Below are 22,103 nucleotides of genomic sequence, written 5' to 3' on the forward strand. Positions count from 1 at the left end.
TTAAAACTATAATGTGTACTTTTGCGTAGAATTTTATTCACTAACAATAAATATTTAAACAAAATGGTAAATTACAAAGATTTAGGATTGGTAAACACAAGAGAGATGTTTGCTAAGGCTATCAAAGGCGGATATGCAATCCCTGCTTTCAACTTCAACAATATGGAACAAATGCAGGCTATTATCAAGGCTGCTGTAGAAACAAAATCTCCGGTTATTCTTCAGGTATCTAAAGGTGCCCGTCAATATGCCAACGCTACTTTGTTACGTTATATGGCTCAGGGTGCTGTGGAATATGCTAAGGAATTGGGTTGCGCTCATCCTGAAATCGTTCTTCACCTCGACCACGGAGATACTTTTGAGACTTGCAAGAGCTGCATCGACTCAGGTTTCTCTTCAGTAATGATCGACGGTTCACACCTTCCTTACGATGAGAACGTTGCTTTGACTAAGAAAGTAGTTGAGTACGCTCATCAGTTTGACGTAACAGTAGAAGGCGAACTCGGTGTATTGGCTGGTGTAGAGGATGAAGTTTCTTCAGACCACCATACATATACTGAACCGGACGAAGTAGTTGATTTCGTTACAAAGACTGGTTGCGATTCATTGGCTATTTCTATCGGTACTTCTCACGGTGCTTATAAATTCACTCCGGAACAGTGTCATATCGACCCGGCTACAGGACGTATGGTTCCTCCTCCTTTGGCTTTCAACGTATTGGATGCTGTAATGAAAGAACTTCCGGGCTTCCCAATCGTTCTTCACGGTTCATCTTCAGTTCCAGAAGAAGAAGTTGCTACAATCAATCAGTTCGGTGGTGCTTTGAAAGCTGCTATCGGTATTCCTGAAGAAGAGTTGCGTAAGGCTGCTAAGTCTGCAGTTTGCAAGATCAACATCGACTCAGACTCTCGTTTGGCTATGACTGCTGCAATCCGTAAGGTATTTGCTGAGAAACCGGCTGAATTCGATCCTCGTAAATATCTGGGTCCGGCTCGTGACAATATGGAAAAACTGTACAAGCACAAAATCATCAATGTGCTTGGTTCAGACAACAAATTGGCTGAATAAGTTCTACCCTAATTAAAGAAATGGAGAAAGGCTGTGTTTCATTTGAAGCGCAGCCTTTTCTCTTGAAATATGACCGGTTAATTGGCCATGCCAATAATCAATTCCATTTCCCCATCGTTGTCCACGTCCGTAATGGTAGGACAGGATTCTGAAGCATGATTGCCTTCCGGTAAATGGCGCGGGAACGGAGTGACGGCAGGATAGGAGGTCCATGCCTTGTATGCCGCACTTAAACCGCCCTCGTTCCCGTTTGTAGAAACAGAAGTTACTTTGTAATAGTAAATAGTGCATCCTGCCAGGTTTTCATCGACAAAATACGCTGCCGTCAAAAGAAATTTGTTCATTTCAGGTATAGATATAAAAGATGCCGATCGTTTCATTGAATACTCCAAAGAGAAAGATAAATCACATAAATATACTTCTCTGTTTTTAGGGATATATTCTATTGGATAAAATTTAACGGTGAAGATATGGTATCCAAAATCCTCCTTATCAGATAGTATTTCCGCGTATTTACCAGGGAAAGGGGGTGTTGAATTATATATTTTTTATTAGGATCAACCCAAGAGGGTGTATATCCTCCTATAGGAATAGGAAACTGGACAGGATGAAGCAATGTCAGAATTCGTAAATAACAATTGTCCCAAATAGCTTCTTTGCCTATCATCTCGGTTCCTTCAGGAACGATATATTGTTGATCTTCATTTTCTTTCGGATACTTTATCAGTGTTTTCTTATCTGCTGAGAAAGTAATCCCATCAATAACAACCGTTTCCTGTGCTTGTAATAAAATACAGGATATTAATGACATACTTAATAGTAATAATCTGTCTATCTGTTTTTTATTTAATGAGTTTAAATACCTCTTCTTCTGAGTTATTATAAATAACTTTCAATAGTAATACTCCGTTTGAGGTATGATCTAACTGAATTTGGTATGACTTACTTCTGGCAAATTCATCAAATATTATTTTACCTTCTTGACTGACCAATTTGATTCTTTGGATATCTTTTTCGGATGTTATCTTAAGGGATTGATCATTGACTCTTATCTTTGTGTTATAAGAGGAAATCTTATCAATGGAATTTAGATGATCAGGACGTACTCCATTAATATACTCAAATTCTTTCCACCCAGGAGCGCAACAATAGGCTAAAAGACTTTCTTCAGGAACAGTTAACCTGCAGGGGATGTAATAGGTAGTAGGAGAAAATGGGGTACCTATGATTTCTGGGGGAATTAATGCATTGCACTGTATTTCGGATGGGATTCTGTATTCCCCAAAATCATAATCTGAATAATCTAATTCTTTTGATCGCGTAGGTATACGTATACAAATCCAAAAAGCAAAATCTTCTATTTTTTTTAATGTAGACGGTAAAATAATCGAAATGTCTGTCAATTCACATGCTCCTTTGCCTATGATTTCTGTTCCTTCAAGGATGGTTACATCGTAATATTGGCTCATTACAGGTACTCTTAATAAACGCTTTTTGTCTTTGGAATAGAGTACTCCATTTACTATAGTGCAATCTTGATTGTCAGTCGTAATGCTGAAATTTTTTGTGGGAGATTCCCAAAAAATGTCCTGTCCAACTAGGGTTGGATAAGCACCCCAAACAATATCCGATAAAGAATTACAATATGTGAATGCGCGCGAACATATTTCCTGTATAGAAGAAGGTATTGTAATTTTTTTTAGATAGTTATTATTTGAAAAGGCTTTATATGAAATAATTTCTGTCCCTTCAGGCACTATGTATTCTTGATCTTCTTTTTCTTCGGGATACTTTATCAGTGTTTTTTTATCCGCTGAGAAAGTAACTCCATCTATAACTGCGGTTTCCTGTGCCTGCAGCAAAATGCTGAGTAACGGCAATAGTATAACAAGTAATATTTTTCTCATAACTGTATATTTTTAGTTTACACTCGATTTCAGACTTATTCGATGATTCAGAACCTGGGGTTGGAATCTGTAGAACTTACATTCGTATAGGCATTGCATAAAGAACCAATGTCTGGTTGTGCAAAACAGCCGAGACTGCTAGCCAAAGTAGCTACTAATAAAATGTACTTTTTCATAATATAATTTTTTTGAATTAGATATGGGCTAATATGTAATACAGAGGTATATTTTTATCTAGTTCAACTACCCTTGTCTTTGGCTGTCTTCTTGCAGTTTGGCTATAGGATTCTTCAAAGATATATATTTATTTTAGATTTTCATTGATTTGAATTAACCGATTGAAGAATAAACTTTTAGCGGAGTTTTTGAGATTCAGAGGTAACGAGTTAGTTAACCGTGCTATTTTCAGCGTTTTGCGGTGCTATACTGTCAAATAACTCACGCTAAAAGTAAGCAATATTTTTGAAATCACACGCATATTTTTCTTCTTTCTTTAACCGATAAACACCTCTTCTGTGGAAAGAATGAATAAGGCAAGTTTTTTATTGGAAATACTCTTCCGAGGAACGAGAAAGGAAGATTTCTGATAAAATTCATTTCAGTCTTGACGTTCTATTCTTGGAACCATACCTTTGTGTTCGGATAAAGAAAGGTTAGTATCTTTATTTTTTTGCTCCTAATTTCCGAAATCCTTTTTCTGCGTCTATGGCATTGAGACGTGTCAGTTGACGTTCTGCCATTTCGTGCAAACAGGCGTATCGGGTAGATTTGTCCATATCACGTTTCAACAGTTCTGCATTAAATGATTCAAGATTTGCTAAGACAACCAATTCGTTAATACTTGCCGTATCGCGTATATTCAAACCTTTCTTTGCGTATTCAGGATTTGCTTCTCGCCATTGCTTTGCTGTACAAGCCCATAAAGCGAGATTTAGCATATCGGCTTCATCTGCATAGGCGTATGCTTTCTCTCGTTCAACATCCATTTTTGGGATGATAAAATCACGGACGGCATCGGTATGAAGCGTATAATTCACTTTACTAAGTACCCGTTTTACATTCCATTCACCGAGCATCGGATTGTTTTCAGCCTCTTTAAGTCGCTGATATTCGGTAATCAAATAGAGCTTAAACACCGGACTGAGCCACGAGCCGAACTCAAACGCAATATCTTTGTGGGCGTAAGTTCCTCCATTTCGCCCTGCTTGGGAAATCATACCGACAGCATCGGTAGCCTCAATCCATTTGCGGGGTGTCATATTAAAACGGTTTGCTCCTGCTTCGTGTAAAAAGGTGTCGAATTCGACACCTTTAAAGGCAGGGTTGTGCAACATCTCCCAAGCACCGAGAAACTCAAGGGTATTACGATTACGCATCCAGTTGCGGATATGGTCTTCGCCCTCTTGCCCCTTTACCATATCGGTAAGGCAAATGTAATCGTCATTTTTTCCCGAAATAATGGTTATTTCCGTACCCTGTACGGTTATTTTCTCTTTTTTGCTCATATTACTTCTTTTTTCTTTATTACACAACCTCAAATCTATCGTCCGAACTAACATTGACAAACAAATACCTGTTTTTCCGAATTATCGTTAAATACCTCTTCTTCAAAACCTCCAAACTTATGAATAACATTAAATCCAGCCCATTCCAGATATGTGTCTAATTCTTGAGGAAAAAACATCCTCATATCCAAATTTTGGGTAGAATTGAACTCGCCATTAATAAAATAATGCCATTCTATACGATTAATCTGAGTTTTATTTTCATATAGCATTGTCTGCTTTATCAATACATTTTTTCCATCGCTGGTCGTATATTCGGCAATTACTTGTTGTTCTTTTGCGGCTTCAACTATATACTGAATATTAGGGTTAAAGCAATCCAACAGAAATAAGCCTCTGTCTTTAAGGTGATTTCTAACAACATGAAACGCCTTAAATAAATCTTCATTCTTATATAAATGATGGATTGAATTAAACGGAATAAAAATAAAGTCAAATTTTTCCTGCAAGTTTAATGTTCTAATATCTGCTTCAATGAAATTAATCACTAACCCTGCTTCGGAAGCTTTTATCTTTGCCTGTTCAAGCATTGATGAAGTGTAATCCACTCCATAAATATTGTATCCCTCCTTTGCAATGGGAAGCGTAAGTCTGCCCGTACCACAGCAAAGTTCAAGAATTTTAGCATCCTTATTTTTCGGCAGCCATTTTTTGTAAAATGGCAAATCAGACAGGAAAGTATTTAATCCATCATAAATACCAGCATTGTATATTAAGTCGCCAACTTTGTAATCACTATTCATTTTATCTCCTCCAATATCTCTTGCCCCCAATTACCCACAACGTTGTGGAGATTGTCAAGTATTGACTATTTTTTATTTTCTTTTTTATTGTTTATATCCACTTTGTCAACGAAAATTAAAGTGTACATTTCATTGTTTTATTATTTCATTTCTTTGCCAAATATCATTCAACGTTGAATCTGCGAACAAATGAGGCTCATAATGCCCCCTAATGATTAATTTATCATTAGGACTTACGATAATAGACAGCGATTCTCCTTTTCTTAGAACTACATTTTCACAATACAACCTACCATTAATATGGATTCTCTCAATGTAAGTTGTTTCGTCCTCAAGTTCACGAATTACTATTTCAAAAATCTCATCAGGAACTGTAATTGTGTCAAATCCTTGTATAAAAGAGGCTGATTTTAACAGTTCGCGAACATATTTTTGTTTTCCGTGTTTATTAATAACGAATAAATGTGGACAAGAACCGCATTGCCAATAACTATTTATGGAATATAAATTATTGAAATCAAAACTGTGTATTTCAACTTCATATTCTCCTTCGTTGCTATTGTATATAACAGAGTTTGGATTAATTTCTTCATTAAAGAAACAAATGTCATCTTCATTAAAATCACCGTTGCTAAGTATCCGTGAGAAATCTCGTCCTCTGTCTCCGTCAATATGTTCTATAACGATTTTGCTTCTGTCAATTTCCTGTAGATTGATAGCCGTTGCAATTGGAACTAAAACCATTTCACGAGAGAGTAAATTGAAATTGGGGAGGAGAATTTTTGTACTTTCCTTTGTCAATAGACTGTTTAGTTTTATTTGCTCCTTTGAGGTATTTGTTATTCCAAGAAAAATGAAACTGATAGGAGAAATTTCTAAATACTCAGTATAAGCAAATTCGAAAATTTCTCCTCCACAAGAATCTTCATTTCTTCGAAGTAAAGAGGTGCAAAACGTTTCTGCATTAATTCCTGATTTGCTCAAATGCTCTAAAAATGAATTTGGTTTCAAAATTCTCAATAATGAACACCAATCACATTTCCTTTTTGCTTCAAAATAAGGATATTCCACGCTTGCTTTGTCTGTCATTTCAACTCCTTCATATTCCTGAAAATACTCCTCAATAGAATTAAACTGTCGAACTTCCATTATCATTTTTTGTTCAACATTAGAGCCAAAGTCTTTCAAATGTGAGTTAAGAATTTCTTTCCATTCTTTTAATATTAAGTTATCAGACAAAAATACTTTGTTTCGATATTTGTCAACAGAAGAAAAATCTCCTTTGATTACGGACTCTAAAACATCAAAAGCGTGAAGAACATAATAACATGTATGTATTTGATTTGAAATGAGTTTTTTCTCAACTGTAGGATTTTTTTTCACAAAATCATACCAATCATTTCGTGCTTTAGTTAATTCCGGAATTGAAAATTTAATGTCCTTAGGGTGCTTATTATTATAATGCCCCGCATTTGCGTGACAATCAAAGCAAAGAGGAATGGCATTTTCAAATGTATTGGGTCCACCATTTGCTTCTTGTATCAAATGGTGAACTTCTAAATTTATCCCTTTATAACTATGACAAACACAACAGTGTCTTGCAGTCGCAATCATTACTTGTTCTTTTATTTCCGGTGAAAATCCCATGGTATATTTTGTATTATTTTACTCACTACATTTATTCAGTTTGCAGCTAAAAAATACACCCATATTTTACAGTCAACCGCTATCACATTATACTATTATTCCTCGGGCAAAGCAGTTGGTATATCCAAAATGCACATGCGCAAAAGAACATTTTATAAAACCGAGTGAGTTACTTGCCGTTCGCAAATTTAGCAAATAATTGGGACACAGCCCAGATTACCTCTTAAAACCTTTGTTTTTACCCACTTCCAGCTTAGCCGGAGGCTTGATCTGTGGTCTTATGGTTTGCTTTATTTCTTGGTATTTTTGCTTGAACCAGTCGAGGATGTTCTGACCGTTGAGGAAAAGACGAAACCCGTCCGGATTGTCCTATTCTTTGAATAGTTGCAGTTTACCATCCTGCACATTAAAATCTTGGTCGTGCTCAAGGGAATGTAGTTTGCCTGTAAAGGGTACGATTTCGCTGTTGAACAGCCTCTTAATGGAGGATGAAATAGCCATTACTAACAGATGGAATAGCCCTTTTCATCAGATCAAGTAGCTGTTGTCATCAGATGAAATAGCCATTGCCAATAGATCAAGTAGCCATTTCCATTAAATTCAGTTTGAATTTACCCGAAATGAGCCGTTCTTTCTTCTTTTTTTCTCTACTTTTCTTTTCTCCGTGAAGGTTCTTTATTTGACGGAATGAAATGATCATTCTATAATCTTTATCATTTGGAAAGGGTGAAGGAATAAGTCTTGTTTTATGCAACTTATATCTTTGTTTTATTGTCAATGTGGAGAGCTGAGATTGCTCTACAATCCGTTTTTTCTAATCATCTTCATCATCACCCGGAATAAGGCTACTTATAAGGGATAGGAAAAGCAAAGTGTCAAAAAGATAATTTGGCGGAGAGTACGGGAGCAGGTATGGAACGGAAAGGTATCAGGAAGAATGTGTTTTACCGTAGGTGAATACGTAGAATCTTATTGATTATATCGTTTATCTTTTCCAGTCGTGCGGTACATGATTGCAGTTCTTTATTTGAAGATTGAATATTTCTGTATACGTACAAAAAAAACGTGCAAAACCTCCATTAGAGGGTTGCACGCTTTCAAATCATTCGGTCTTACAAATAAGTCGGATTCTACAGGATAACTTATCAGTCACATTTAATCATATAATGATACGTGCCCGACCCTACCGTATAGACTTTGTCTGCATGGATGGTTGCTGTGGTATTTGCGGGGATGGTGACGGTGAGTTTGATCCTGCCGTTTTCTCTTTTCCATTCCGAACGGATCAGACCGCGTACAGACTGGTAGCTGCCCGATACCCAATCCAGTTGATCGATAAAATGCGGGCGAATGATGATATGACCGAATCCCGGATGTTCGGCATCCAAGTTGATACCTGCGAGCGTATTGTACATCCATGCGCTTACATCTCCCATGAAGACATGGTTGAGTGACGCATCGTGGAATTCCGGGCTGAGTAACCAGGTCTCTGCCAGCGTGGTATATCCTTTGGTTTCTACCCAATATCCCCAGGAAGGAGCTTCGGTTTTGGTGATCATTTTGTAAGCATCTTCTACATAGCCGAATTTTGTAAGCATGGCAGGGACTGTTTTGCTACCGAGCAGTCCGAAGTTGAGGAAATAATTATTCCCGGTGACTGCTTTATGCAACTGTTCGGCAACGAGTTGTTCCTTGCCGGCAGGCACGATGTCCATATATAAGGCAATGGCTTGTGCGGTTTGAGTTCCGTTGGCATAAACACCTGTTTCGGTATTGAAATATTTTTCGTTGATCAGTTGTTTGAGCTGTTCCGCTTTTTGCTGATAGGGAGTAGAATCTTTGCCTAGGAGCTTGGCGAAACGAGCCATCGTTTTATAGTCCTGATAATAATATAAGGTGGAAGTGTACTCGTTCGGAGTTTGTGCTTCGTAAGTGACCCAATCTCCCAGCCCGAAAGTGAGGAAACCTTCTTTCTCCAAGGGTTTCAGATAGTCAAGATAACGTAACAGGGTGGGGTAGAGGCGTTCGATGGTCCGCGTCTCCCCATAGTAATTGTACAATGCATTGGGAATAATGAACAAGGCTGCGTCCCATACCGGACCGGGCCATTCTCCATATCCCCACGATGCACTGGGCACGATGCCTGAGATCTTGCCGTCAGAAAGCTGGTTGTCGATGAAGTCGTTCATCCATTTCTCATAAAGGGTAAGGCCATCGAAATTGAGCAGAGCCAGGTCGATGGCCACATGGGCATCGGCAGTCCAACCGTTCTTTTCGCGTTGCGGGCAGTCGGTGGGAATGCTATGCAGGTTGCACAGGTAGCTTAGATTGGTGGCAGCCCAGATTTTATTCAGTAATGGGTTCGAGCAACAGAATTCTCCCGCTTGCGGGACATCCGTATGGAGGAATAATCCGGTGAGGTCACCTGTTCCCAGTTTCACCGGGCGGTTGCAACTGACTTCTACATAGCGGAATCCGTGATAGCTGAACTGGGGAGTGAAGGATTCCTTCTTTCCCGTACCTCTCAGGATAAAGACATCGGTTTGGAAGGTTTCCCCCGGTTTTACGGGTTTGTAATAAACATCTATGTTTCCCGGTTCGAGCCTTCCATTCTCTTTCAGCAATTCTCCGTGACGGAGGGTGAAGGTAGTGCCCGATTCCCCTTTTACTTCGAGCCGGCATACTCCGGAAATATTGTGTCCCATATCGAATACGTAAATGCTGTCGCCAAAGGATTTCATCGATACGGGCTTAATCTCTTCCGTAATACGGATGGCAGGCATTTGCTGGGCAACCAGTAAGGGGGCGGGTTGTCCCGTTTTACGGGCAGGCATCCATTGTGCGTCATTGAAACGGGCTGTCGTCCAGCCGGGTTCTTCAAGTCGTGCGTCATACTTGTCACCGCTATAAATATTGTTGTAAGTATAAGCACCGGTATTTGTTTTCCAGTGTTCATCGGTTGCTATGACATCTGTGCGACCGTCTGCATAAGTCACCCGCAGTTCGCATAACAGGCGGGGACGTTCTCTCCAACGGGCTTTCTCAAAATCCCAAACCGCCCGGCTCTGGCAATTGTAGAAACCGTTGCCAAGAACAGCGGCAATGGCATTTGCCCCTCTATTCACGAGTGCTGTTACGTCATGAGTAACATATAAGATACGTTTGTCGAAATGGGTGTATCCCGGATCGAGGTAGTTTTCACCGACTCTTTTGCCGTTGATGAAGAGTTCGTAATACCCGGTTCCGCTCACGTAGGCACGTGCCGAGGAGATTTTACCCGTCAGATCGAATTCTTTTCGGAATAAGGGGGCGGGTTCATATTCCTTATCATGCCGGTCCGTGATCCAGATAGCTTTCCAGTCTGTTGGTTGTAGTTTTGCCGTCTCAAACCGGTTTATGGCAGATGTGTCGGTATGGTTGTTTTCATCCCAGATGGTCACCTGCCAGTAATAGCAGGTATGGGGCTGTAAAGGGTTTGTTCCTTTGTATTCTATGCGTGTGGTCTTGTCGATGACCTTTCCCGAATCCCATACATCCGCTTTGCCTTCGGATAATAATTCAGGTCGGCTGGCAATCCGTATTTGCCATGCTTTTTGTATCGTATTTGTAACATTGCTGCCGAGCATCCATGTAAAACGCGGATGGCTGGTATCTATGCCGACAGGCGAGTCTGTATACTCGCATTGAGTCTTAATTATTTTTACCTGCTCTTTTCCATTGGCAGTCAATGGAGCTATGAAAAATAATAAAACAGCTAACAAAAGTTTGGTCATAAGGCTAATTGATAATTAATAATGAATAATTAAAAATTAAAAACGAAGAGTGAAAAGAAACGATTCATACTTAACTATTCATTGGAGTTTATGTAAATTAGGTTTGTAATAACCATTATCGAAGTAAAGTGCTAACACGGTGCAACAACAAACGTCATAACTTATAACTGCATGATACACCTTTCTTTACAAAAGTGATTATAGATGTGAGATTACAAACCTAAATTACGTCAACTCTCTTAATTACCGTTTTTCATTATTAATTTTTAATTTTTCATTATCTAATGCTATTCAGCAAATCCACTTTTCCTTCATTTACCAATTTGAGGATCAGTTCTCCGAAAAGTGTATTTTGCCATGCAAACCAGGCACGGGTGAAGTTGGCAGGATCGTTCTTGTGGAAAGACTCGTGCATGAATCCTGTACCGGCATCCGTGTTGATCAGCATGGTGATGCAGTCTTTGATCTCTTTGTCATCCTGACTTGTAAAAGCTTTCATCATGATACTCATAGGCCATATCATGTCATACCCGATGTGCGGACCTCCGATACCTTCACCGGCTGTGCCTTTGAAGAAATAAGGATTATCTTCACTCCATACGAAACGACGGGTGTTCTGGTAGATCGGGTCGTTTATTGATACATCGCCCAGATAAGGCATGGCAAGCAAGCTCGGAACGTTGGCATCGTCCATCAGGAAATGATTGCCGAAACCATCTACCTCGAAAGCGTAGATTGTGCCGTATTTAGGATGGTTGTAAGTGGCATATTTCTGTAAGGCGGTTTCTACTTCCTGAGCCAGGTCGCTACATTCCTTCGCCAAACTTTCGTTCTTATTGACTTCAGTCAATATCTCGGCAGCTTTTCTTAATGAAGAAACGGCAAAGAAATTGGATGGAACCAAGAATTGCAGGGTAGTGGCATCGTCCGATGGGCGGAAACAAGATACGATCAGTCCTACGGGATTGACAGGGGCACCAAGGCCGCCGTTGTTTAATGTATCGAGCGCACGCTCAGTCTTACGCTGGAATTTGTAAGGACCTACTCCATCCTTGCGTTGTTGCTCCTTGAACGTTTTCAGGATGGCAGTGATAGCCTGTATCCATTCACTATCGAAAACGCTTGCATCTCCGGTTTGTTTCCAGTATTGGTACGCCAGACGCAACGGATAGCACAAAGAGTCGATTTCCCATTTGCGTTCATGAAGTTCCGGTTTCATATCGGTCAGGTCGGTCATCCATTCTCCGCCTTTGGCTCCGTCATTGAATGCATTGGCATACGGATCGATGTTGATGCATTTGAACTGGCGACGGATGGTGCCTTCCAGCATCTTTTTCAATTCAGGATCTTTGTCCGCAAGCTGGATGTAAGGCCATACTTGTGCCCCGGAGTCACGCAACCACATGGCGTGGATATCACCTGTATAGACGAATGTATCGGGTTTGCCGTCTGTTATACGGTAGTGTACGGTGGTTTCCAGTGTGTTCGGAAAACAGTTTTCGAACATCCAAGCAAGCTTTTGGTTCGTCAGTAGTTTTTTGACACGGATGATTTCAGCTTCCACGGCTTTGGACTTGAACAAACGGTCTTTAACTGCCGGACGATTTGACTTGTAAGCCGCTGCTTTGCAGGCTTCATTGATAACAGTTGTGTTGTCGCTGGGTGCGGTGAGGTTCATCGCATAAGCTCCGTTACCTACCAACATGGTTGCTGCAATAGCGCATAGACTAATGTTTTTTCTTTTCATGATCTTGTTTTAGGGTGATTATTATTTTATTCATTTTAATTACTGCATTTATTTAATTGCTGCCAGCCGGGCATACATCTCCACCATGGCTGCCTGTGTGAGTAACCATTTCTTTGCATCTTTTTCATTGCCGGAGAAGTCGGTGTTGAACAGCCCCTTTTCATCGCGGGCATTGTTCCATGCATAATTCAGACTTTTATTGAAAGCATCCAAATAGGTTTTATCTCCATTAGTCTTATAAAGCTCGATGAATCCTCTCAGCATGACGGCAGTGAACCATACATCTCCCTTTTTTAATATTTTGAATGGTTCTCCATTAGGCAGTGTAAAGTCGGTAAAGAAATAATTGTAGCACGCTTGAGCCAGCTTTTGTGCATCGGTCAAGTATTTCTGATCATTGGTGAGTTGGTAAAGTAAAGCTGCCGATTGCATCATCTGTCCGCTGTTGTAAGCGAACTTTGCCTTACCTATTTTTCCATCCAGGCTTATGTTGTCAAAGTAAAGATAATCTGTAGGATCCTGTAAGTGTGATTGGGTCCATTCATACAAATGTTTGCCTTGTGCCAGGTAGTTAATGTCTCCGGTGGCCTTAAACAATTTTAGGGCGAACACTGAACCGGGAGCGTTCGAACAAGTATTCTTACTTTCCTTCTTTTGTTCGCACCAGTAGATGCCTCCGCCTAATTGATCGTCCGTGCCACTGGCAATAAATTTCCAGATCATTTTTGCCTTGTCCAGGTATCTGGGTTCGTTGGTATACGTATATATATCGGTATAATCGATACCTAACCAGATGTTATCGTCATAAAAACGGTCGGATATTGGGGCAGAGTGTATGTAAGATGAATAAGCATGAGGTTCACGGGCTGAGTCGTAATATTCTTCCAGTCCGGGTAGCACTTTACCATCGAGGATTTCTTTGTATTTGGGATCATTACTTGTTTCCAACAATGCGTTTACAGCGGAAAATGTCCCGGAGTAAGGCCAGAGATAGGAATATTGGTTTGGGACATTGGCCTGCTCTTCGGATGCCAGGTAAGTGGCGGTATACGAAGCGTCAAACGGATAGTTTTCACGTAAAAGGTAAGTGTCGGGAGCTGAATAATTCTGATAAAGTGCGTTTAATGTTGCTTCAGCTCTCTCCAAATTGAAGTTTGCTCGTGCTTGTTCCTTGTCTTTGGAAGCACAACCGGTGAAGATGGCAGTGCATAAAATTCCTGCGAGGATTTGGTGTACTTTCATGTTTTCTTTTGGTTTATAAGTTTGCAGGGACAAATATAGTTGTTGCGCCTTAATTAAAATGACCAATTTAGGACATAATTGTGTTTTTGCCGGCTGATGGCAGAAAAAGTATAGTGAAATGGCACGAAAATATACAAAATTCTGCCTTTCACCTCTCTTTTTAGGAGACATTTTTGAGATAATGACTGTTTTTACGTATTTTCGCCAGTGCATATAACTACTATAAAAAGTATGAATACCGAAATCCGGAGGAACCGTTTATATTGTGTCTTATTTCTGTTGGTTTGTCTTTGCGGGTCTGCCTGTGCTTATAGTCTGCGGCAGTTCACCAGTAAGGAAGGACTTTCCAACAGCGCGATCCTTTCCGTTTGTCAGGATAGTGACGGTTTGCTTTGGATCGGGACGTGTGACGGAATGAACCTTTATGACGGAAACAGGCTTTGGCTATATCAACCGGCCGATGTGCGCAACAGCCTTTCCGGCAATCTGATAGACGGTATAATGGAAGGGGATGATCATACTTTATGGATACAAACCAACTATGGATTGGATCGGTTGGATACACATCACCAAACGGTGAAGACTTTTAGAGAGTTCAAGGATGTCAGTATTCTGACAAAAAGCCGGGACAATGCTGTTTTCATTATGAAAGATGACGGATACATCTATTATTGTTGTCCCGGGGAGGATCGTTTTCACCGGTTGGAAACAGAAAGATTTGCATTCGAAGAAGTGCTGACAATGACGGTAGACAAGGAGGATGTGCTTTGGGTATTCACATCCGATACCCCTTCACACGGATATAAACTTCAGAGGCAAAACGGGAAAATACAGGTTGAAGATCATCGTCCGACCACTCATTCCATAAATCTGTTGTGTGCTTTTTCTGAACAAGATAATGTCTTTTTCGTGGATGCCTTTAACGAGCTTTACGAATATAAGCTGCATGGCGGACAGACTTATTACATTGCAGACCTTACGGGAGAGATAAATAAACGGGGGGAAATATCCTCTATTGTCCGATATCATAATGACTTCTTTATCGGTTTTAAGAATAGTGGACTGATTTGTCTCAAATATCAGCCGGATCGAAAAGTGAAATACGAGGTGGTTCCTATCGATATAAATTCCGGGATATTTTGTCTTATGAAGGATAAAGCACAGGATATCCTGTGGATAGGAACGGATGGTCGTGGACTGTATATGTATTTTGCGGATGGAGTGCGGATTGAAAATACATTGCTCGATGCTCCGCTTTACCATAATGTGGGCAATCCGGTGCGTACACTTCTTTTGGATGATGAAAGGACGTTGTGGGTCGGGACGAAGGGAAACGGCATTCTTCGGATGCCCGGGTATGATATTGAACAGAATAGGGCTTCTTCTGTGGAACAATACCTGAGCGGAAACTCATCTTTGGCGGATAATTCGGTCTATTGTTTCGCTTCCGGACGAAAAGGCTATTTGTGGATCGGAGGGGAGAGTGGAATGAATTATTATTCTTACCGGGACAGAAAGATTCATCCGTTTCGGGTGATTGCCGATGGTAAACCGTTGAAATTCGTACATTCTGTCTGTGAGTTTAACGATAGTGTGCTTTGGATAGCAACTGTAGGGGAAGGGATCGTAAAAGTTGTCTTAGATTATAAAGCAGATATCCCCCGAGTGCTTTCGGCACAACGGATATTGCTTGATGACGGGAAACGGGCATCCAACTACTTTTTTACATCTTATAAGGAGAATGACTCTATTATTTGGTTCGGTAATCGTGGAAAGGGTGCCTGCCGCGTGAATGTGGAAACCGGTAAGATCACTTCCTACCGTTTTGACGGAGAGGGAAATAGTCGGATGCAGAATGACATATTTGCCATCATGGGAAGTAATGGGAGTTACTGGTTTGGTACGAGCTTTGGATTGATGCGGTGGACAGATGGCAAATACCAGGTATTCAATAATGTGAATAAGTTGCCGAATAATACGATTCACGGTATCCTTGAAGATATGCACCGGAATCTTTGGTTGAGTACGAATCGTGGCATTGTAAAGTTGAATATCAAGGATAACACCTTGAAAACTTATGATGAACGGGATGGTCTGGAAATAATCGAATTTAGTGACGGTGCTTATTTTGAAGACAAACTTACAGGTACGCTTTTCTGGGGCGGAGTCAATGGCTTTTTGACTATTACGGAAAGTAGGGATACCCCCGTGGAATACATGCCTCCATTGCTTTTCAACAATCTTTCGATCTTTGGCAAGACATGTAACATTTATGATTATCTGGTGGAGGAGGAGGGACGAAAGGTCTTGGAGTTGGATTATAACCAGAACTTTTTCGGGCTCTCGTTTACTGCACTCGATTATATTTACGGGAATAATTATATTTACCTTTATAAAGTGGAAGGGTTGAGTGACAACTGGGTGGAAAATGGTTTCTCGCCTGTTGCAGCTTTTTCCAGCTTTCCACCGGGAGAATATGTCCTGCATGTTAAATACATCAATCCCGTAACAGGCAATGAAAGTGAACCGCAGTCTTTAAAGATTCGGATTAATCCTCCCTGGTACATGACGACACTGGCTTATGTTGTTTATATTCTATTGGCATTCGTTCTCATTGCATTATTGGGTGTGCGGCTTATCATGGGTTATCATCGCAAACGCGATGCCATGATCGATAGTCTGAACCGTCGGCAACGGGATGAACTTTATGAATCCAAATTGCGCTTCTTTATAAATATCACTCATGAGTTCAGTACCCCGCTAACACTGATTTACGGTCCGTGTGAAAGGATTATAGCTCATGCCAAGGATGATGCATATATACAGAAATATGCATCCATGATTTTGCAAAATGCCCGGAAGTTGAACCAGCTGATTCAGGAATTGATTGAATTCCGCCGTCTTGAGACAGGTAATAAGGTGCTAGAGATACGTCCTGTTCGGGTTTCTGAATATTTAAAAAGCATTTATGAATCGTTCACTGATATGGCCGAACGCAGGCATGTCGATTATCAGCAACAGATAGAGCCGGATGTCCGTTGGAACACCGATGCGGGATGCCTGAATAAGATTGTGACTAACTTGATATCTAATGCTTTTAAATATACATCCGATGAAGGAAGGATATCCGTAGAAATGTCTGTCGATAGGGATCGGTTGCATATTACTGTTTCGAATACAGGAAAAGGCATCCCTCAAGAAGATATGGAACGTATTTTCGACCGGTATAAGATTCTGGATAATTTCGAACAGCAAAGCAGGAATGGAACATCTCGCAACGGATTGGGATTGGCTATCTGTCATAGCATGGTGACCATGCTGAATGGCGAAATCCGTGTAAGCAGCGAACCGGGACGATTGACCTCCTTTGAAGTGATACTCCCGGAATTGCAATCGAACGCGGAATCTGTGGAGCAAGAAAAGGAATTTGTGCCTTCACTGGTGCCGGTTACCGAAACCCCGGTCGAGTCACAAAATGCGGATGTAGCTTTTGATAGCTCGAAATTGACAGTTATGGTAATTGATGATGATCCGTCCGTCCGTTGCTTGGTGACCGAGATTTTATCCAATAAGTACAATGTGCTTTCCATGAGATCGTCCGAAGAGGCATTGGAGATGTTGAAACAAAAACAACCTGGACTGATTATTTCGGATGTGATGATGCCCGGTATGGATGGCATTTCGTTGGTGCGGGAGATTAAGTCGGATAAACTATTGTCTCATATCCCATTGATCTTGCTCTCGGCACTGCATGACGGAGATGAACAGGTGAAAGGTATCGAAGCGGGGGCTGAAGCGTATGTCACTAAACCGTTTAAAGTGGATTATTTGGAGCAAATGGTGGAACGCTTAATACGACGTGAAGCTGAATTGAAAGAGTATTATAGTTCGGTGTTCAGTGTGTTTTCAATGGATAGCGGACGGCTCTTGCACAAGGAGGATAAACTCTTTTTCGATCAGGTGGTGGAGGTTATCGGTCGGAACATTGAAAATCCTGATCTTTCAGTCGATCTTTTAAGTTCTATTTTGGGGTTCAGCACCAGACAATTCTATCGGAAATTGAAGAGTGTGACAGATCAGACTCCAGCGGATATTATCAGGGATTTGCGTATTGTTAAGGCTGAACAGTTATTGGTGACTACTCACCTTTTGGTAGAAGAAGTGATGTACAAAGTCGGTTTTACCAACCGGGGAACTTTCTATAAACTTTTCTCTGCCCGTTACGGAATGACTCCGCGCCAATACCGGGAGGAGAAAAAGAAGGAGTGCAAAACAGCCGTTCAATCAAACGAGCTTTCTCATCGATAAAAGATGTATGTATCCTGAGCATACAATGGTAATGGTGTATAATATGGTAAATGCGTCGGATCGTACACTAAATTTTAGTTGAGGATATGTCAATAAATTTTAGTTCCGGTTGTTCCTCTGTAATATCAAATGTTTGGAGGCAAATAGTTGATAATCAATAGATGTGAGGAGGGCTTTTTACCTCGGTGATCAACGGCCTCTTCCTCGGTGATGAAGACATCCTTCATCGGTGACTAACGGGGTGTTCATCGGTGAGGTAGGATGCCTTCAGTTGCGGGTGGGCTTTATGTAAGAAGTTTTCTCTTAATTCCATCTTTAAATAATATATCCCGATTACATTTTATGCAAGATTCTCTGATAGGAATTGTATAAAATGTAACCGGGAAAGTATTGGTGGAAAGTTTATCCTGGATATGGGTTTACGTGAAAAGAATCTGTTATTTACAATTCTATCACCAAAGATTCTCTGGGCGACAAAGTCAGTTCCCCATCCAATTGAATGATTCTTCCGGTCAGGATATCTTTTCCTTGCGTCTTATCTTTCAGTACTTCTTTGTAGAACTTCAAAGGTAAAGTCGTTTCTGCATCCGTTCCGTTTAGCATTACAAAGACAGTCTTGCCTTCGTATTGGCGGGCATAGGCATATACACCGTTTTGAACCATAAATTGAGTCATGCTGCCTTTGGCAATCACTTCATTTCCTTTGCGCCAGTTCAGCAAGGTCTTATAGAAATTGTAGCAGTCATTTTGAAGTTGGGTACGGTCGCTGGCAGTCAAGGCACTTTCTTTGTCTTCCGCCCAGCCACCGGGGAAATCTTTGCGGACATACCCATCGCTCTTGCTTTTCACACCGTTCATCATGATTTCCGTGCCGTAATAGAGTTGTGGAATGCGGCGAGTGGTCAACAATAAGGTGGATGCTTGTTTCAGCATCGGAAGGTTGTCACCTTCGCCTAAAAAACGGTCGGTATCGTGATTTTCGATGAAAGCCAATACGGAAGCCGGATTCGGGTAAAGAAAGTCATAAACAAAGTTGTTATATACGCGATCTAGACCTTTGAACCAGGTTTCTGTCTGCTCATTTTTGGCTGTATTGATTTTGTCGTAGAAGCTGAAATCCATAACTGTCTTCAAGTTGCTGTTGAGAGGTGCGGATAGTTTGGAATCCTTTTGCCACCAAGCGGTGTAAGCCGGTTCGGTTACCCATGTTTCTCCCACCGTGTTATAATTGGGATACTCTTCATTCAGCTCTTTCATCCAGTTACTCATAGCATCATAATCTGCGTACGGATAAGTGTCCATCCGGATGCCGTCGATGTCGGCATATTCAATCCACCAGATGCTATTCTGCAGCAGATACTTGTAAACGTGCGGATTCTTCTGGTTCAAGTCCGGCATGACGGTAACAAACCAACCATCGTTCATTTGGTCGAAATCATATTTTGAAGCGTAAGGATCGACATGTGGGGTTAGTTTGAAAGAAGTCTGAACGAAGTTCTTCTCATGATCGGGATTATTGAACCAGTCTTTTGAAGGCATGTCCTTGATCCACTGGTGTTCCACACCGCAATGGTTGAAAATCATGTCCATAACGATCTTAATCCCGCGGTCATGAGATTTATTAATCAATCGGCAATATTCCTCGTTGGTTCCGAAACGCGGATCTACTTTATAATAATCGGTAGTTGCGTATCCGTGATAGGAGCCACCTTCCATGTTATTTTCTAAAACCGGTGTAAACCATAGGGCAGTCACACCCAAGTCTGAAAAGTAATCCAAGTGCTGTTCGATTCCAGCCAAGTCACCACCATGACGGGCATTCGGGTCATTGCGGTCTACTGTATAGGCAGACATGCCTGGAAGATTGTCATTGTCCGGATTGCCATTGGCAAAACGGTCCGGCATTAACAGATAGAGGGCATCTGAAGCATCGAAGCCTTTATGTTCACAGCCCTTCTTGCTACGTGCTTTCAGTTCATATTCCTTCACCAATTTCTTTTTTCCCACTGTGAAAGTAAGTGGTAATTTGCCGGGTTTTACATCTTTATCCAGATGTAGGTAGACGAGCAGATAATTGTTGCTTTCCAGCTTGACAGTGCTGCTAAGTGATACTCCGGGATAATTGACGGATACGGAAGCATCACCGATGCCTTCACCGTACACCATTAACTGGAGTTCCGGGTTATTCATGCCGGCATACCAGAAAGGCGGATCGATTTTATTCACATTCATGGCTGCATACGTACTAATGGATAGTAAGAAAGAACCTAAAATAAATAAGAATTTCTTCATGATATTAGCTATTTGTTAATTTCTCCGCTAATATAGGACAATTAGCGGAGAAGCATGTAATTCTTCGCTAATATCTATCCTTAAAGGCTATGCAAACGTTTTCATTGCTCTATAAAAGCGAGGCGTCTCTTCTGCGAAGAAGAGACGCCTTAGTTACTTTAAAATACTATGATTAATTTAGACTGTTACATCAGGAAGCCCAGCAAGATACCGGCAGCAACTGCTGAACCGATTACTCCGGCTACATTCGGACCCATAGCATGCATTAGCAGATAGTTGGTCGGATCATATTCCAAACCTACAATCTGAGAAATACGTGCTGAGTCGGGAACTGCAGAAACACCTGCATTACCGATCAACGGATTGATCTTATTGTCTTTACCCAATACCAAATTGAACAATTTCACGAAGATTACTCCGGAAGCTGTAGCAATGATGAATGAGAAAGCACCCAGACCGAAGATCCACAATGAATCCGTAGTCAAGAACTCTGAAGCTTGTGTAGAAGCACCTACTGTCAGTCCCAACAAGATAGTGATCGTATCGATCAACGGGCCACGGGCTGTTTCGGCCAAACGGCGTGTAACACCACTTTCTTTCAGTAAGTTACCGAAGAACAACATTCCTAACAATGGCAGACCGGAAGGAACCAAGAAGCAGGTAAGCAATAAACCTACGATCGGGAATATTACTTTTTCCGTATGTGATACTACACGTGGAGGTTTCATGCGGATCAAACGTTCGTGTTTCGTTGTCAACAGGCGCATGATAGGCGGTTGTATCACTGGCACTAATGCCATATAAGAGTATGCTGAAACAGCAATTGCTCCCATCAGGTTAGGTGCCAACTTGGAAGAAAGGAAGATTGCGGTCGGACCGTCTGCACCACCGATGATACCGATAGCACCAGCCTGCATCGGGTCGAATCCGACAGCTAATGCTGTCATATATGCCCCAAAGATACCAAACTGGGCGGCAGCACCAATCAGCATAAGCTTCGGGTTGGATATCAGCGCTGAGAAGTCTGTCATGGCACCGATACCCAGGAAAATGAGTGGTGGATACCATCCGGACGTTACGCCTTGATATAGTATATTAAGCACAGAACCTTCCTCATAAATACCGACTTTCAGTCCGGCTTCCATATTGAAAGGAATATTACCAATTAATATACCGAAGCCGATCGGTATGAGCAGCATCGGCTCAAATTCCTTGGCTACGGCTAGGTAGATAAACAACAACCCCACGATGATCATTACAAGATGGCCACCGGTAGCATTGGCAAAACCTGTATAGGTCCAGAAGTCTGCAAGGTTGTTTCCTAAAAAGTTTATAAAATCTCCCATATTATTCAATAATTACAAGGTCATTACCTTCGAGAACTGAGTCTCCTTTACTTACGTTGATAGCAGTAATTTTACCGTCTTTATCGGCATTGATATTGTTTTCCATCTTCATGGCTTCAAGGATGATGATGGTCTGACCCTTCTTTACAGTATCACCGACATTTACTTTGATGTCGAGGATTACACCGGGAAGTGGAGATTTTACGCCTGATTTACCCGTAGAAGGAGCAGCCGGTTTGACAACCTGTGCCGGAGCAGGAGCCGGAGTTGTAGAAGCTACGGGAGCAGCAGGACGTACAACCGGTTTGGAAGTTGTTTTCGGTGCTTTTTCCATCTCAACGTTATAAGGAGTACCGTTCACTTCGACATGAGCGATATTGTCTTCAATATCTCCAATGGTTACTTTGTATGAGTTACCGTTGATTTTATATTTATATTCTTTCATCGTTTTTACTTTTTTATTAG

At 41.1% G+C, this 22,103-nt stretch carries 15 protein-coding genes; 2 read left to right on the forward strand and 13 right to left on the reverse strand.

Annotated elements, in window-relative coordinates:
- Positions 1-63: 63 nt before the first annotated feature.
- The gene (locus H8744_RS10950; RefSeq protein WP_262434855.1) at positions 64-1,068 is read left to right on the forward strand and encodes a class II fructose-bisphosphate aldolase; all 1,005 of its coding nucleotides are present in this window, start codon (positions 64-66) and stop codon (positions 1,066-1,068) included.
- Between the two features lie 77 nt (positions 1,069-1,145).
- On the opposite strand, the gene H8744_RS10955 is transcribed toward H8744_RS10950, so the two are convergent.
- From H8744_RS10955 to H8744_RS11000, 10 genes are all read right to left on the reverse strand, one after another.
- Positions 1,146-1,412: a hypothetical protein gene (locus H8744_RS10955; RefSeq protein WP_262434856.1), complete on the reverse strand. Its 267-nt coding sequence runs from the start codon at positions 1,410-1,412 to the stop codon at positions 1,146-1,148.
- Positions 1,413-1,510: 98 nt separating this feature from the next.
- Complete coding sequence (locus H8744_RS10960) at positions 1,511-1,879, reverse strand: hypothetical protein (protein ID WP_262434857.1); 369 nt, start codon at positions 1,877-1,879, stop codon at positions 1,511-1,513.
- Positions 1,880-1,910: 31 nt separating this feature from the next.
- Positions 1,911-2,975, reverse strand: coding sequence for a leucine-rich repeat domain-containing protein (locus H8744_RS10965; protein WP_262434858.1), 1,065 nt, complete (start codon positions 2,973-2,975; stop codon positions 1,911-1,913).
- Positions 2,976-3,637: 662 nt separating this feature from the next.
- Positions 3,638-4,480, reverse strand: coding sequence for a KilA-N domain-containing protein (locus tag H8744_RS10970; protein WP_262434859.1), 843 nt, complete (start codon positions 4,478-4,480; stop codon positions 3,638-3,640).
- A gap of 47 nt (positions 4,481-4,527) precedes the next feature.
- Entirely contained in the window at positions 4,528-5,283 is a 756-nt protein-coding gene (locus H8744_RS10975) for a class I SAM-dependent methyltransferase (protein ID WP_305067486.1), read from the reverse strand.
- Positions 5,284-5,412: 129 nt separating this feature from the next.
- Positions 5,413-6,930, reverse strand: a complete 1,518-nt coding sequence (locus H8744_RS10980; RefSeq protein WP_262434861.1) for an HNH endonuclease — start codon at positions 6,928-6,930, stop codon at positions 5,413-5,415.
- 577 nt (positions 6,931-7,507) lie between these two features.
- Positions 7,508-7,630: a hypothetical protein gene (locus H8744_RS10985; RefSeq protein ID WP_262434862.1), complete on the reverse strand. Its 123-nt coding sequence runs from the start codon at positions 7,628-7,630 to the stop codon at positions 7,508-7,510.
- Between the two features lie 445 nt (positions 7,631-8,075).
- The gene (locus H8744_RS10990; protein ID WP_262434863.1) at positions 8,076-10,703 is read right to left on the reverse strand and encodes a family 78 glycoside hydrolase catalytic domain; all 2,628 of its coding nucleotides are present in this window, start codon (positions 10,701-10,703) and stop codon (positions 8,076-8,078) included.
- Between the two features lie 277 nt (positions 10,704-10,980).
- Positions 10,981-12,450 carry a glycoside hydrolase family 125 protein gene (locus tag H8744_RS10995; protein WP_262434864.1) on the reverse strand — a complete coding sequence of 490 codons (1,470 nt, stop codon included), beginning with the start codon at positions 12,448-12,450 and terminating at the stop codon, positions 10,981-10,983.
- Positions 12,451-12,498: 48 nt separating this feature from the next.
- A complete protein-coding gene (locus H8744_RS11000) occupies positions 12,499-13,692 on the reverse strand; it encodes a glycoside hydrolase family 76 protein (protein ID WP_262434865.1) in 1,194 nt (397 codons plus the stop codon).
- Positions 13,693-13,923: 231 nt separating this feature from the next.
- Here H8744_RS11000 and H8744_RS11005 point away from each other — a divergent pair, with 231 nt between their 5' ends.
- Entirely contained in the window at positions 13,924-18,000 is a 4,077-nt protein-coding gene (locus H8744_RS11005; protein ID WP_262434866.1) for a two-component regulator propeller domain-containing protein, read from the forward strand.
- 441 nt (positions 18,001-18,441) lie between these two features.
- On the opposite strand, the gene H8744_RS11010 is transcribed toward H8744_RS11005, so the two are convergent.
- From H8744_RS11010 to H8744_RS11020, 3 genes are all read right to left on the reverse strand, one after another.
- Positions 18,442-20,292 (reverse strand): glycoside hydrolase family 13 protein, encoded by a 1,851-nt coding sequence (locus H8744_RS11010; RefSeq protein WP_262434867.1) that lies wholly within the window; start codon positions 20,290-20,292, stop codon positions 18,442-18,444.
- 185 nt (positions 20,293-20,477) lie between these two features.
- The gene (locus tag H8744_RS11015) at positions 20,478-21,638 is read right to left on the reverse strand and encodes a sodium ion-translocating decarboxylase subunit beta (RefSeq protein WP_262434868.1); all 1,161 of its coding nucleotides are present in this window, start codon (positions 21,636-21,638) and stop codon (positions 20,478-20,480) included.
- Position 21,639: 1 nt separating this feature from the next.
- Positions 21,640-22,083 carry a biotin/lipoyl-containing protein gene (locus H8744_RS11020; protein WP_262434869.1) on the reverse strand — a complete coding sequence of 148 codons (444 nt, stop codon included), beginning with the start codon at positions 22,081-22,083 and terminating at the stop codon, positions 21,640-21,642.
- Positions 22,084-22,103: the final 20 nt, after the last annotated feature.

It is taken from the genome of Jilunia laotingensis (assembly GCF_014385165.1).
GTDB lineage: Bacteria > Bacteroidota > Bacteroidia > Bacteroidales > Bacteroidaceae > Bacteroides > Bacteroides laotingensis.

Excerpts from the sequence above, each read along its gene's own strand:
- H8744_RS10950 (WP_262434855.1), top strand. The coding sequence starts at position 64 with ATGGTAAATTACAAAGATTTAGGATTGGTAAACACAAGAGAGATGTTT.
- H8744_RS10955 (WP_262434856.1), bottom strand. The coding sequence starts at position 1,412 with ATGAACAAATTTCTTTTGACGGCAGCGTATTTTGTCGATGAAAACCTG.
- H8744_RS10960 (WP_262434857.1), bottom strand. The coding sequence starts at position 1,879 with ATGTCATTAATATCCTGTATTTTATTACAAGCACAGGAAACGGTTGTT.
- H8744_RS10965 (WP_262434858.1), bottom strand. The coding sequence starts at position 2,975 with ATGAGAAAAATATTACTTGTTATACTATTGCCGTTACTCAGCATTTTG.
- H8744_RS10970 (WP_262434859.1), bottom strand. The coding sequence starts at position 4,480 with ATGAGCAAAAAAGAGAAAATAACCGTACAGGGTACGGAAATAACCATT.
- H8744_RS10975 (WP_305067486.1), bottom strand. The coding sequence starts at position 5,283 with ATGAATAGTGATTACAAAGTTGGCGACTTAATATACAATGCTGGTATT.
- H8744_RS10980 (WP_262434861.1), bottom strand. The coding sequence starts at position 6,930 with ATGGGATTTTCACCGGAAATAAAAGAACAAGTAATGATTGCGACTGCA.
- H8744_RS10985 (WP_262434862.1), bottom strand. The coding sequence starts at position 7,630 with ATGATCATTTCATTCCGTCAAATAAAGAACCTTCACGGAGAAAAGAAA.
- H8744_RS10990 (WP_262434863.1), bottom strand. The coding sequence starts at position 10,703 with ATGACCAAACTTTTGTTAGCTGTTTTATTATTTTTCATAGCTCCATTG.
- H8744_RS10995 (WP_262434864.1), bottom strand. The coding sequence starts at position 12,450 with ATGAAAAGAAAAAACATTAGTCTATGCGCTATTGCAGCAACCATGTTG.
- H8744_RS11000 (WP_262434865.1), bottom strand. The coding sequence starts at position 13,692 with ATGAAAGTACACCAAATCCTCGCAGGAATTTTATGCACTGCCATCTTC.
- H8744_RS11005 (WP_262434866.1), top strand. The coding sequence starts at position 13,924 with ATGAATACCGAAATCCGGAGGAACCGTTTATATTGTGTCTTATTTCTG.
- H8744_RS11010 (WP_262434867.1), bottom strand. The coding sequence starts at position 20,292 with ATGAAGAAATTCTTATTTATTTTAGGTTCTTTCTTACTATCCATTAGT.
- H8744_RS11015 (WP_262434868.1), bottom strand. The coding sequence starts at position 21,638 with ATGGGAGATTTTATAAACTTTTTAGGAAACAACCTTGCAGACTTCTGG.
- H8744_RS11020 (WP_262434869.1), bottom strand. The coding sequence starts at position 22,083 with ATGAAAGAATATAAATATAAAATCAACGGTAACTCATACAAAGTAACC.